We start from the raw sequence: 13503 nt of genomic DNA on the forward strand, positions 1-13503 counted from the left end.
CTATAACAAGTTTAGGAGGAGGAAATGGAATGGCAGACAAAGAGCTAAAAAGAGGCTTAGAATCCCGTCACATTCAAATGATCGCGCTAGGCGGAACAATTGGCGTTGGATTATTTATGGGATCAGCAAGCACCATCCAATGGACAGGTCCATCGGTATTGCTTGCTTACGCAATCTGCGGAATGTTTATTTTCTTTATTATGCGTGCTATGGGCGAGATGCTGTACATGGAACCAAGCACAGGTTCATTCGCTACATTTGGCCACAAATATATTCATCCATTAGCAGGTTATATGGCTGCGTGGAGCAACTGGTTTCAATTTGTAATCGTAGGGATGTCTGAAATTATAGCGGTAGGAGCATATATGCATTACTGGTTCCCACATCTACCTGCTTGGGTACCAGGTATTATCGCCATGTTGATTTTAGGCACAGCAAACTTAGTTTCAGTAAAATCATTTGGAGAGTTTGAATTTTGGTTTGCGATGATTAAGATTGTAACGATTATTTTGATGATTATTGCAGGGCTTGGGTTGATTTTCTTCGGATTTGGAAACGGGGGAGACGCCATTGGATTATCAAACCTTTGGGCACATGGCGGCTTCTTTGCAGGCGGATGGTCAGGTTTTTTCTTTGCACTATCTCTTGTTATTGCAGCTTATCAAGGAGTCGAGCTAATTGGTATTACAGCTGGTGAAGCAAAGGACCCTAAAAAAACGTTAAGAAACGCAATTCAAAGCATCATCTGGCGCATTTTAATTTTTTATATTGGAGCTATTTTCGTTATCGTGACGGTATATCCGTGGAATGAATTAGATTCTTTAGGAAGTCCATTTGTATCTACATTTGCTAAAGTTGGTGTTACGGCAGCTGCAGGTATCATTAACTTTGTTGTTATTACAGCAGCGATGTCAGGCTGTAACAGTGGAATTTTTAGTGCAGGACGCATGCTTTATACACTTGGCGTAAACGGCCAAGCACCTAAATTCTTCACAAAAATTTCTCGTAACGGCGTTCCAATTTATAGCACACTTGCTGTTATGATTGGATTGGTAATTGGTGTTGTTTTAAACTACATCGCTCCACCGAATGTATTTGTTTATGTATACAGTGCGAGCGTGCTTCCGGGAATGATTCCTTGGTTCATCATTCTTATCAGTCAAATTCGTTTCCGTAAAGCTAAAGGTGCTGAAATGGATAGTCATCCTTTCAAAATGCCTTTTGCACCTGTAACGAATTATGTAACTATTGCCTTTCTACTAATGGTGCTTGTAGGCATGTGGTTTAATGATGAAACGCGTATTTCACTTATCGTAGGAATTATTTTCCTTGCTCTTGTTGTCTTTAGTTTCTACGCATTCGGAATAAATAAGCGTATGATACCTGATACAGAGAACGGTCAAATAAAGAAATAACTATGCATTTTCATAAGTAAAAAGCAAAACAAAAAAACGGCTGAGAAAAGCCGTTTTTTTGTTTTGTTTAAATGAAAGATACAAGAAAAATGTCATTGTACGCTGATAGTTTGGATAAACTATAGTCGTTCATATAACGTAAAGGGAGCGATTGTTATGAGAAGCCACAGATATATTATTAAAGATTCACTAAAAGCTGATGAAGTTGCCCGAGATTTGGAACTGCAGCTGGATATAAACCGAATGTCGGATGTCAGAATCCTTTCGGTAAATGCACAAAACGAAATACTCGTTCAAATGGAGGAGGAGAACGAAGAAGCAGGAGATGTTATTGATGTATTTATGAAAGAGTATAAAACCGCAGAAATTATTGAATAGCATGTAGTTGAGAAGAATATTGAGGGGTTTCGTTGAATAAATAAAAAGAAAACACCTTTACTTTTTATTAAAAAAGAACACACAAAGAAAACTTCTTGGTTATCAAGAAGTTTCTTTTGTATCTGAACATTCGTTTATATAGGTAGGGAGAGGTGATGAAGGTGAAAAGAAATAGTGAGGGTCACGTCTTTTTTATTATTCTCGGAGGGCTGTTTATTTTAATAGGCACACTCTTTGCAAATACTTCCGTTTATTTTCTCATCTCCGGATGGATAGCAGCTGTCTGTTGTTTAGGAATCAGCGCTGTACTAAAGAAAGGAAAAACAAAATCAGTCAGTAAAGAGGAGGAAGAATAATAATTTTTATATAAAGATGGAAAGTAAATATATGAAAAGGAAGAATGGATCTCCATTCTTCCTTAAGTCATGGTGTGTATGAAATTGTCTTAGAAACGTCCGCCGCCAAGTTGTTGCTCAGCTAATTGTACAAGACGTTTTGTGATTTCGCCGCCTACTGATCCGTTTGCACGTGCAGTAGTGTCAGCTCCTAAATTTACTCCGAACTCGCTAGCGATTTCATATTTCATTTGATCGATTGCTTGTTCAGCTCCGTATACTAATAATTCATTATTATTGCTGCTTTTGTTGTTTGCCATTGTATTCAACTCCTTTCTGTAACGTTAAGGTGTGAATAAAAGAAGAAGAATATACAACAAACTGATATTTATTTTATAAAAAACGTATCTTTACGTTGTTTGTCCTTCTAGAAGCTTAACGGGAAGGCAGATTTCACGAGGTATATTGCTGAATTCTCCTTCAATTTCTTTTAGTAAAATATCAATGGCTGTTTGAGCAATCGATTCGATGGGTTGTTGAACTGTAGTTAGACCAGGTAACAAAGTCTGACTGGTCTCCGTTCCGTCATAGCCCACGATTTTTAAATCTCTTGGGATATTTTTTCCTCTTTTTTGTGCTTCCGCAACTACTAAAGCTGCAAGTAAGTCATCACTTGCAAAAATACCATCTACTTCCGGATGTTCTTCAAAAACCTTAGAAATAGTTTCTCGCTGAATGTTGCGGTCAAAGGTATTTGAAATTTCATACGTGATAGGCTGTTTTCCGTCCTTTTTCATCACGTTTTCATAAGCTTTCCTCCTTAAGTTAGCTGGAGTTTCAAGTTTAAGGGGGCCGTTAATATGAACAATATGCTTACAACCTTTTGAAATGAGCAATTCCGTGGCTTGTTTTCCTCCAGCATAGTTATCAGAAGATACGGTAGGAATATCTGTTGATAAATAATGATCCACTGCTACCACAGGAAGACTTTGACTTTCTGAATCAAAAATACCTCTGTTATAAGTAACGGCAATAACACCATCTACCTGATTTCTGATGAGCATCTCTACATATTTTTTTTCTTTATCAATTCGATTAAGACTGTTACAAAGAAGTACTTTGTAGTTAAGGGAAGCACATATACTTTCAATGTGAAAGGCTAACTCTCCGAAAAAAGGGTTGCTCGTTTGCGGGACGATCATACCGATTAAATTTGTTCGCTTATTAAATAATGAACGTGCAATATCGTTTGGGAAATAATTAATTTCTTTCATTGCTTTATAAACATTTTCTCGTGTTTCTTTGCTTATGTAACCACGGTTATTTAATACACGAGAAACGGTAGTCGGTGAAACACCTGCAATTTTTGCTACATCACTAATCTTGGCTTTCATCTAGTTTCCTCCTAATTTCTCCAAAACATTGCTTTTATAGTATATATCAGACATGTAAAAGGCTTAAAATAAATTGCAATCAAGCAAATAGTTTTCTAATTGTTCGTTTTCTTTTGAGCGATAAAAATCTATATAAGGATTGTAAACGGTTTATTAAACAATTTAAACATACCACAAAGCCCACTTTTCCGCCTAATACAATCTTTTTTTAATATAAAATGTGAAACCGGTTGACATATGAAACCGGTTGACATAAAATCAGATTTGAAAGTGCTTTCATTTTGTTAGATAAAAGATTTTATATCTTAAGCTAAAGGGGTAACTAAAATGAAAAGTTCAAAAAGTTTATATTGGAAGCTGAGTGCATATTTTTTCTTCTTCTTTTTTACATGGTCATCGAGCTACTCTTTATTTTCTATCTGGTTAGGGCAAGAGATTAAGTTGAACGGATCAGCAACAGGCTTAATCTTTTCTGTAAACGCTATCTTTGCTTTGTGTATGCAGCCTTTGTACGGATATATATCTGACAGGATAGGTTTAAAGAAACACATTTTATTTTTTATTAGCTGTCTTTTAGTGTTTGTAGGACCATTTTATATTTTTGTTTATGGACCTTTACTCCAATACAATGTGTTGATAGGAGCTATTATTGGAGGACTATATTTAGGAGTGGCGTTTTTGGCGGGCATCGGAGCGATTGAAACCTACATAGAGAAAGTCAGCCGAAAATATAAATTTGAGTACGGAAAATCTAGAATGTGGGGTTCATTAGGCTGGGCTGCAGCTACGTTTTTTGCAGGACAATTATTTAATATTAATCCTCACATTAATTTTTGGGTGGCATCTGTTTCAGCGATTATCTTAGTGGCTATTATTTTTTCTGTAAAGGTAGAAATGAGCAGCTATGAAATGGAAAAGGCTGAATCCGTCACGCTGAGAGATGTAGGCAGTTTATTCTTATTGAAGGAATTTTGGTTTTTTATGATTTATGTTGTTGGTGTTACATGCGTATATGGGGTATACGATCAGCAATTTCCTATCTATTATGCATCTTTGTTTCCTACTGAATCGATAGGTAACCAAGTATTTGGCTACTTAAATTCGTTTCAAGTATTTTTAGAAGCTGGAATGATGTTCGTAGCACCGTTTATTGTAAATAAGATCGGTGCAAAAAATAGTTTAATTTTAGCAGGGTTTCTAATGGGATTTCGTATTATTGGGTCAGGGCTTGTTGTTGGTCCAATCGGAATATCGTCGATGAAACTTATTCATGCATTAGAACTTCCTATTATGCTCATTGCCATCTTTAAATATTTGGCAGCTAACTTTGACACGCGCCTATCTTCTATACTTTATTTGGTTGGATTCCAATTTGCTTCACAAATAGGTGCTTCAGTTCTTTCACCTATAGCGGGAGGATTATATGATGGCGTAGGTTTTTCCCGTACCTATTTAATTATGGGAGGTATGGTTTTGGTATTTAACGTTATTTCGATGTTTACATTACTAAACTCTAAAAAACATAGATTTATAAGAAAAGATGTACAAGAAAACACGCAGATTATATAGGGGGATATGATGATGTTAACGATAAATAAAATCGAGCAAGCTCAACATTCATTAAATGAAGCAGAGAAAAAGGTGAATCATCAATATCGGTTAGGGTATCACATTATGGCGCCAGCGAACTGGATTAATGATCCGAATGGGTTGGTTCAGTATAAAGGAGAATATCATGTTTTTTATCAACATCATCCTTATGACGAGAATTGGGGGCCGATGCATTGGGGACATGTCAAAAGCAAAGATCTTGTTCATTGGCAGCACTTGCCGATTGCTTTAGCTCCTGGAGATCCATTTGATAAAGATGGATGTTTTTCTGGAAGTGCCGTGGATAACGAAGGAGAGCTTACGTTAATTTATACAGGACATAATTATATAGACAAAGAGCTGGATACTTTTTTTCAAAACCAAAATATAGCTGTTAGTAAAGACGGCATTACCTTTGAAAAAGCAGAGGCCAACCCAGTTATTGCTGAGCCGCCAGCAGATAGTTCTCATCATTTTCGAGACCCCAAAGTATGGAAGTACGAAGATTTCTGGTATATGATTCTAGGAAACTCAACAAAGAAAAAAGAGGGACGTGTTATCTTATACCGGTCTTCAAATTTACGAAAATGGGAATATGTTGGTGTTCTTGCTAAAAGCGATGGAGATCTAGGATATATGTGGGAGTGTCCAGACTTCTTTGAGTTAGACGGAAAGCACGTTTTAATGATTTCTCCTCAAGGGATAGAAGCAAAAGGTGATTCCTATCACAACCTTTTCCAAACGGGATATTTAGTTGGAGAATATAATTATGAAACCAATACATTTCATCACGGGTCATTTACTGAATTAGATTACGGCCACGATTTTTACGCTGTTCAAACACTTTTAGATGATAAAGGGCGGCGAATTGCAATTGGCTGGATGGACATGTGGGAAGCTAATATGCCAACGAAAGAGGATGGATGGTGCGGTGCGCTAACGCTTCCGAGAGAACTAACTTTAAGAGGGGATAAAGTGTTGATGAACCCCGTCCAAGAGCTTACATCACTTCGGAAAACTCAGTATAATATGCTAACCAATAAAGCTCTTTCTAACAGCTATGTAGTAGAAGTAAATGAAGACTTGCTAGAGATACAAGCTGTATTTGATTTAGCGGACTGCCAAGCTTCATCGGTAGGAATAAAAATTCGTGGAATAAACAACGAAGAAACGCTGATGTGTTACAACCTTAATGAGCAAAAGCTATTGCTTGACTGTACTCACTCGGGAAAAGAAGATGGAGTGAGGAAAGCAGCGTTACAAGCAGGTGAGACACTAGCTTTACGAGTATTTGTGGAACGTTCTTCCATTGAAGTATTTGCAAACGAAGGACAAGCGACCATGACGAGCCGTATTTATCCAAAAGAAAGCAGGCTCGGAATTGAGTTATTTACTGAAGGAGGAAACGTAATCGTAAAAGAGTTAACGTATTGGAATTTAAAAGATATTTGGGGGTAAAATACAGAGGAAGAAGTATATTAATACTTCTTCTTTTTTGAGCATTTAATAGTTCGTCAACAAAGTGGAGGTATATAAATGGATAAGGCACTTTAGATTAAAAGTACGAGCAAATACGATATAATAGTAAAAGAGATAATGAATGAAAGAGAAACTGTCCTGCTCTAAGATTCCCAGAAGAAAGTAGGATAGAGCAAGGCTACTGCGCTTATAAAACAACGATCAGTAAAGAAAAAATTATGTTTTAAGACACAAAAAGAAAAGGAGATACGATGACTAATCAAAAAGAAACAGGATGGAATTTACGTAATAGCTATGCGGAGTTACCAAACATCTTTTTTACGCCTCTTGATCCTAATCCAGTGAGTTCACCTAAAATAGTTAAATTTAACGACTCTTTAGCCCCATCTCTAGGGTTACAAAAGGAACAGCTGCAAAGCCCAGAAGGAGTTAGCATTTTGGCTGGAAACAGTGTCCCAAAAGGTGCTTTCCCACTTGCACAAGCTTATGGGGGGCATCAATTTGGCCACTTTAACATGCTAGGAGACGGTCGGGCTATGCTGATAGGGGAGCAAGTTACGCCTTCGGGTGAGAAAGTAGACCTTCAGCTTAAAGGCTCAGGCCGAACTCCGTATTCCCGCGGAGGAGATGGACGGGCAGCTCTAGGACCTATGCTGCGTGAGTATATTATTAGTGAAGCCATGCATGCTCTTGGTATTCCAACTACTCGGAGCCTAGCAGTCGTAACAACAGGCGAATCCATTTTTCGTGAAAAAGAACTGCCCGGGGCGATTCTGACGCGTGTAGCTTCCAGTCACCTTCGTTTTGGCACATTTCAGTTCGCTGCAAAATGGGGAACGGTAGAAAACCTTCAAGCTTTAGCTGACTATGCATTAGAACGTCACTTTTCCCATATAGAAAAGAATGAAAAAAAATATTTATCATTGCTTCAAGAAGTGATTAAGCGTCACGCTAAGCTAGTTTCTAAATGGCAGCTTGTTGGTTTTATTCATGGCGTCATGAATACGGATAATATGACAATTAGCGGAGAAACAATTGATTATGGACCATGTGCATTTATGGATACCTATGATCCAGAAACTGTATTTAGTTCCATTGATGTACAAGGGCGCTACGCTTATCAAAATCAACCAGGCATTACAGGGTGGAATCTTGCTAGGTTTGCTGAGGCTTTATTACCGCTATTGGATCAAGATATAGAAAAAGCAGTTGAAATAGCGCAAAGCGCCGTGACGGAATTTCCAAAATTCTATCGGGAAAACTGGCTCGCTGGTATGCAGGCTAAACTTGGGCTTTTTAACGAAGAAAAAGAAGATGAAGCATTATTCCAAGACCTTCTTACAATAATGAAAACCTATAAAGCTGACTATACAAATACGTTTCGTGCATTAACTTTCGAGAAGCTAGAAAATAGTGACTTGTTTGAAAGCAAAGAGTTTGGACAGTGGCATGAGCTATGGCAGCAAAGACTAGGTAGACAACAACAATCTAAAGCGGAGTCACAAGAGCTTATGAAAAATAATAATCCGGCTGTCATTCCTCGAAATCACCGAGTGGAAGAAGCGTTAGACGCAGCACAAAAAGAAGACTACAGCGTCATGGAAACCCTTCTTGAAGTGCTTTCTAGCCCATATGAATCTCCGGGTCAGCCAGAGTATTGTACACCGTCTGCTCCGTCTAATCAGCCTTATCAAACTTACTGTGGAACTTGATCTGCCTAAATAAGAACTGGTATTTAAAAACAGGATAAACGAAATCAAAAAGAGCTCTTTATAAAGAGCTCTTTTTGATTTTCTGAAAAATGTATTATTGATCCATTAAAATGATAGCGATTTCTTGCAAAAATCTACATAAAATTTAACAGGATAAAAGAATCAAAATAAAAAGTGATTATCTGATTCTTTGGTCTCTCATTATTGCCAATAGGAACTATTATATAATAAATTATTCCACTATTTCACAAAAAATACATTAACGATATTTTTTTGAAAATGGTCTACTTTAATAGCTGTAGAAGAGTTTATAAAAAAATAGCAGGTTAAATATGACGATGGATTTGCCTATTTAATCAAAAAATTGAAGGTTTAAGACTTTATAACCAAATGAAAAATATAAGAGGAGAAAAATGAGATAATCACTCCATTTTACCTATTTGACTTTTCAATATTATGCAAGTAATCTTGGAAAGGTAATGGAACCGGTTCTGTTATTTCGCCAGATTGATATGACTTCTCGATACATAGAAAATGAATTACTTGTGAGTGACACAAGAAAAGGTATTATACAAAAGGGAGAAAAACAGATGAATATTAAGAAAATCGCAAAGCAAACTACAGCTTTATCTTTTGCTACAGCTCTGTTAGTAGGTGCTGGATCTCAAACATGGGCTGCTGAAAGCAATCATAAAGATACCAACAATAATTATGGAGTTTCCCATATTACGCGTGATAACATGCTGAAAATTCCTCAGCAGCAAAAAAGCGAACAGTTTAAAGTTCCAGCTTTTGATAAATCAACAATCAAAAATATTGCTTCTGCAAAAGGGTACGATAAATCGGGCAATTTAATTGATTTAGACGTATGGGACAGCTGGCCTCTGCAAAATGCTGACGGAACAGTAGCCAACTATCATGGTTACCAAGTTGTATTTGCACTAGCAGGTGATCCGAAAGATGCTGATGATACATCTATTTATGTGTTTTATCAAAAAATCGGTGAAGATTCGATTGACAGTTGGAAAAATGCAGGAAGAGTGTTCAAAGACAGTGACAAATTCGTACCGAATGATCCTCATTTGAAAAAGCAAACACAAGAATGGTCAGGATCTGCTACTTTAACATCAGACGGAAAAATACGCTTATTCTATACTAACTTTTCAGGTACAAACTATGGAAAACAAACCTTAACAACGGCTCAAGTAAATGTATCCCAGCCGGGTGGAGATACGTTAAAAATTGAAGGTGTTGAAGATCATAAATCCATTTTTGATGGTGATGGTAAAAAGTATCAAAATATTCAGCAGTTTATTGACGAAGGCGCATATGGTTCAGGAGATAATCATACGTTGAGAGATCCTCACTATGTAGAGGATAAAGGGCATAAATACCTTGTATTTGAAGCAAACACAGGAACTGAAGATGGTTATCAAGGTGAAGATTCCCTTTACAATCGAGCTTACTACGGTGGAAATAATCCATTTTTCCAATCAGAAAAAGAGAAATTACTGCAGAGCTCTAATAAAAAGAAAGCCTCTTTAGCAAACGGTGCATTAGGTATTGTTGAACTAAATAACGATTATACCTTGAAAAAAGTAATGGATCCACTGATTACTTCAAACACGGTGACAGATGAAATTGAACGCGCAAATGTATTTAAAAAAGATGGAAAATGGTATTTATTTACAGATTCTCGCGGATCTAAAATGACGATTGATGGTATCGGCCAAGATGACGTATATATGCTAGGATACGTATCAAATACGCTGACAGGAAAATACAAGCCGCTAAATGATACAGGACTTGTTTTACATATGGACCTCGATCCTAATGACAAAACGTTTACGTATTCACATTTTGCAGTTCCACAAGTGAAAGGAGACAATGTCGTAATTACAAGTTACATGACAAACAGAGGCTTCTATTCAGAGGAACATTCTACTTTTGCTCCTAGCTTCTTATTAAATATTAAAGGATCAAAAACAGCTGTTGTGAAAAACAGTATTTTACCACAAGGGCAATTAAGTACGGACAAATAATTTTTAAAAACGAAAGAAGATGGCGGTAACTGCTGCTGTTTTCTTTCGTTTTATTATTTAATCAAAAATGTGCTGTAACCGCAGTGCTGATTAAATAAAAAAGCAGTGTACACATTGATAGTTATTTAAAGAAAATGAAACATTCAGACAGACTATAACTTTAAGAATGAAACCGGTTGACATGCAGGTTTGACTAACTTAATATATTTACATATAATGGTTTGAAACGTTTTCATAGATTAGTATGACATGAGGGTACTTGTAGATGAAATAGCTTGTAGTAGTAGGGAATGATCATTTCTTTGAAAGAGAAAATTCCAATCGTTAACTGAAAATAAAGAAGGTGCTTCTAATGAAACGAATTGATAAGGTATACAATCAGCTGTTGAGTAATTTTCAAGAGTTTACAGAAGTGGAACTTTTACATAAACAAGGAAGCTCAGCGATTGAAATTGCTGAACAGTTAGATTTAGAGAGATCTAATGTAAGTCTTGAACTTAACAAACTTGTCCGCATGCAAAAAGTAATCAAAATTAAAATGTTCCCCGTTCGCTACGTTCCGCTAGAGATTGTTGAAATCATTTGTCGTCAAAAGTGGGATACGAATAAGATGGAAGTAGAAAAGCTAGAGCAGCTATCTAATGGGGGAAAAGAAGAAGCTCTTCCTGCTAATCCTTTTGAATTAATGATTGGAGCTACCGGAAGTTTGAAAAAATCGATTTCTCAAGCAAAAGCTGCTGTTCTTTACCCGCCTAATGGATTACATATGCTGCTATTAGGTCCCACGGGATCGGGAAAATCTCTTTTTGCAAAACGAATCTATCAATTTGCCTTATATTCAGAGAGGCTAAAAACAGATGCCCCGTTCATTACCTTTAACTGCGCTGATTATTACCATAATCCTCAATTACTTCTTTCTCAGTTATTTGGTCATAAGCAAGGGAGTTTCACCGGAGCAACTGAAAGTAAAGTAGGTTTAGTAGAACAAGCAAATGAAGGTATTCTCTTTATGGATGAAGTACACCGGCTTCCTCCCGAAGGCCAAGAAATGCTTTTCTATTTCATTGATCAAGGTACGTATAACCGTCTAGGGGAAACAGATCATAAGCGAACGTCTAAGGTATTAATTATTTGTGCTACAACTGAAAATCCCGGTTCAGCCTTACTGCAAACTTTCTTAAGAAGAATTCCGATGACTATCCATATTCCCTCATTAGAAGAGAGGTCTTTAAAAGAAAAAATTCGCCTCACCAAGTTTCTTTTAGAACAAGAGGCTAAACGAATTAATAAAAAGCTAAGTGTTCACATTGATGTATTAAATGCTTTAATCCACACTGAAAAATTCGGGAATGTAGGGCAGTTAAAGTCGAATGTGCAGCTCGTTTGCGCACACGGATTTTTAAATAACCTTGATAGTAAACATATGGTGGAACTTACAGTGCGAGATCTGCCTGACGATATTAAACGAGATTGGATTTCAAATAGTAAAAATATGGAGCGCAGCAAAAAAATTTCTGAATATGTAAACCTTAAAACGATTATCTCCCCGGCTATGGAGAGCCAAGAAATAAAAATGGAGGAAGACGTATCATTTAATTTATATCAGTTAATAGAAGAAAAAGTAGATGTTTTAACAAAAGAAGGTTTATCTCAAGAAGACATCAATCAGTATATTCTTACCGACATTCATTTGAATGTTCGAAGCTTTTTTAATCAAAAAAATGGCCAGAGCTCTAATTTAATGAAGTTTGTGGAAGACGATGTGATTCAGCTTACAAAAGAATTAAAACAGTTGGCTGAAAAAGAATTGAACTGTAAATTTGATCGCAGGTTTATTCATTTTTTAAGTATGCATATGGAATCCTTTTTAAAGCGAAAAAAACAAGTAGACGTATTAAATACAAAGGAGATAGATGAAATTCGCGAAACATATCCAAAAGAATATGCGGTAGCACTGCTTTTTAAAAATCGAATTGAAAAGTGGTTTAACATCAGCGTGCCAGAAATAGAAGTTATTTATCTCACAATGGTTATTCAATCAATTCGAACGTTAGAAGAAAATAAACGAGTAGGAATTGTAGTTGCTGCCCATGGAAACAGCACGGCAACTTCTATGGTTGAAGTTGCTACGGAGCTTTTAGGAAGCACTCCTATTATAGCTATTGATGTGCCTTTGACGGTATCTCCAGTTGAAATTGTAGACAGGTTAACCCAAGGAATTAAGAAAGTAGATGAAGGAGAAGGCGTATTAATGCTTGTGGACATGGGTTCGCTTGCCATGTTAGAAAGCAAGTTGGAACAAAAAACAGGGACTAAGATTAAAACCATCAGCAATGTGACGACGTCTATGGTGTTAGACACCGTTAGAAAAGTAAATTATTTAGATTTAAATTTATATGCCATATTTGACTCGGTGCAAAAAGACTTTATGGAATTTATAGATAAACAGCAGCACGTGTTTGGAAAGAAGAAAGCACTTGTTTCTATTTGTACAACAGGAAGCGGTACAGCAAAACAATTAGAAAAAATCTTAACGATTATTTCACGCAAAGTATCTCAAGAACCTATTAAAATTTTAACCGTTTCTTCTATTAAATTAGCAGCAAATATTCGAGAAATTCAAAAAGAATATGAAATTGTTGCAACGGCAGGCACTAAAAATCCAAGGATTGATGCGCCTCATGTATCATTAGAAGTCCTCATTGAAGGGCAGGGAGAGCGAATACTTCAACAGGCAATTACAAAAGAAACGATAAGCTATGATGATGAGAAAACCGAAGCGAATATTGTGGTGCGTGAACTTTGCGAAGAAAACTTGCGAAAGTACCTTCTATTTATCAATCCGTACCTCATAAGTGAAATTCTGTTAGAGTGGTTAAGTCATGTACAAGATGAGTTAGAAATGGAATTAAGCAACACTGTTATGATTCGAATTGTGATGCATACAGCCTTTGCTTTAGAAAGAATGATAAAAAATGAACCTCTTACTTTTCCCGAGGATGAAGAAATCACTCACCAGTTAGAAAACATTTATCAAAAAACGGAAAAAACATTACAAGCCGTCGAAAAAAAGCTGAAACTTACCTTAACAAGAGATGAAAAATTATTTATTGCCACCATTTTTGCGGATGAAATGTAAAAATCATATTATAATTCTG

General features: G+C 36.5%; 10 protein-coding genes. 8 read left to right on the forward strand and 2 right to left on the reverse strand.

The genetic code is table 11. The features are described 5' to 3' along the window. The first annotated feature begins 29 nt into the window (after nt 1-29). The 3 genes from ACFX4E_RS22145 to ACFX4E_RS22155 all read left to right on the forward strand — a co-directional run bounded on the left by ACFX4E_RS22145 (nt 30) and on the right by ACFX4E_RS22155 (nt 2149). The gene (locus ACFX4E_RS22145) at nt 30-1415 is read left to right on the forward strand and encodes an amino acid permease (protein ID WP_377238452.1); all 1386 of its coding nucleotides are present in this window, start codon (nt 30-32) and stop codon (nt 1413-1415) included. A 156-nt stretch (nt 1416-1571) separates the two neighbouring features. After that, complete coding sequence (locus ACFX4E_RS22150) at nt 1572-1793, forward strand: hypothetical protein (RefSeq protein ID WP_013056286.1); 222 nt, start codon at nt 1572-1574, stop codon at nt 1791-1793. A gap of 155 nt (nt 1794-1948) precedes the next feature. Beyond that, the gene (locus tag ACFX4E_RS22155) at nt 1949-2149 is read left to right on the forward strand and encodes a hypothetical protein (protein WP_028408123.1); all 201 of its coding nucleotides are present in this window, start codon (nt 1949-1951) and stop codon (nt 2147-2149) included. Between the two features lie 89 nt (nt 2150-2238). Here the strand turns inward: ACFX4E_RS22155 and ACFX4E_RS22160 are convergent, their stop codons facing one another. Together ACFX4E_RS22160 and ACFX4E_RS22165 are read right to left on the reverse strand one after the other, a co-directional pair. Then, nucleotides 2239-2448: an alpha/beta-type small acid-soluble spore protein gene (locus tag ACFX4E_RS22160; protein WP_013058452.1), complete on the reverse strand. Its 210-nt coding sequence runs from the start codon at nt 2446-2448 to the stop codon at nt 2239-2241. Nucleotides 2449-2538: 90 nt separating this feature from the next. Then, nucleotides 2539-3522: a LacI family DNA-binding transcriptional regulator gene (locus tag ACFX4E_RS22165; protein WP_028408124.1), complete on the reverse strand. Its 984-nt coding sequence runs from the start codon at nt 3520-3522 to the stop codon at nt 2539-2541. Nucleotides 3523-3849: 327 nt separating this feature from the next. Here ACFX4E_RS22165 and ACFX4E_RS22170 point away from each other — a divergent pair, with 327 nt between their 5' ends. The 5 genes from ACFX4E_RS22170 (at nt 3850) to ACFX4E_RS22190 (ending at nt 13484) form a co-directional block, all read left to right on the forward strand. Further along, on the forward strand, nt 3850-5091 hold the full coding sequence (locus ACFX4E_RS22170; protein ID WP_377238453.1) for an MFS transporter: 1242 nt from the start codon (nt 3850-3852) through the stop codon (nt 5089-5091). Nucleotides 5092-5112: 21 nt separating this feature from the next. Beyond that, the gene (locus ACFX4E_RS22175) at nt 5113-6570 is read left to right on the forward strand and encodes a glycoside hydrolase family 32 protein (RefSeq protein ID WP_377238508.1); all 1458 of its coding nucleotides are present in this window, start codon (nt 5113-5115) and stop codon (nt 6568-6570) included. A 272-nt stretch (nt 6571-6842) separates the two neighbouring features. Then, nucleotides 6843-8303, forward strand: a complete 1461-nt coding sequence (locus ACFX4E_RS22180; RefSeq protein ID WP_377238454.1) for a protein adenylyltransferase SelO — start codon at nt 6843-6845, stop codon at nt 8301-8303. 590 nt (nt 8304-8893) lie between these two features. After that, the gene (locus ACFX4E_RS22185) at nt 8894-10345 is read left to right on the forward strand and encodes a glycoside hydrolase family 68 protein (protein WP_098248946.1); all 1452 of its coding nucleotides are present in this window, start codon (nt 8894-8896) and stop codon (nt 10343-10345) included. A gap of 352 nt (nt 10346-10697) precedes the next feature. After that, a complete protein-coding gene (locus ACFX4E_RS22190) occupies nt 10698-13484 on the forward strand; it encodes a sigma-54-dependent transcriptional regulator (RefSeq protein ID WP_377238456.1) in 2787 nt (928 codons plus the stop codon). Nucleotides 13485-13503: the final 19 nt, after the last annotated feature.

The organism is Priestia sp. YIM B13491 (assembly GCF_042787605.1).
GTDB lineage: Bacteria > Bacillota > Bacilli > Bacillales > Bacillaceae_H > Priestia > Priestia megaterium_E.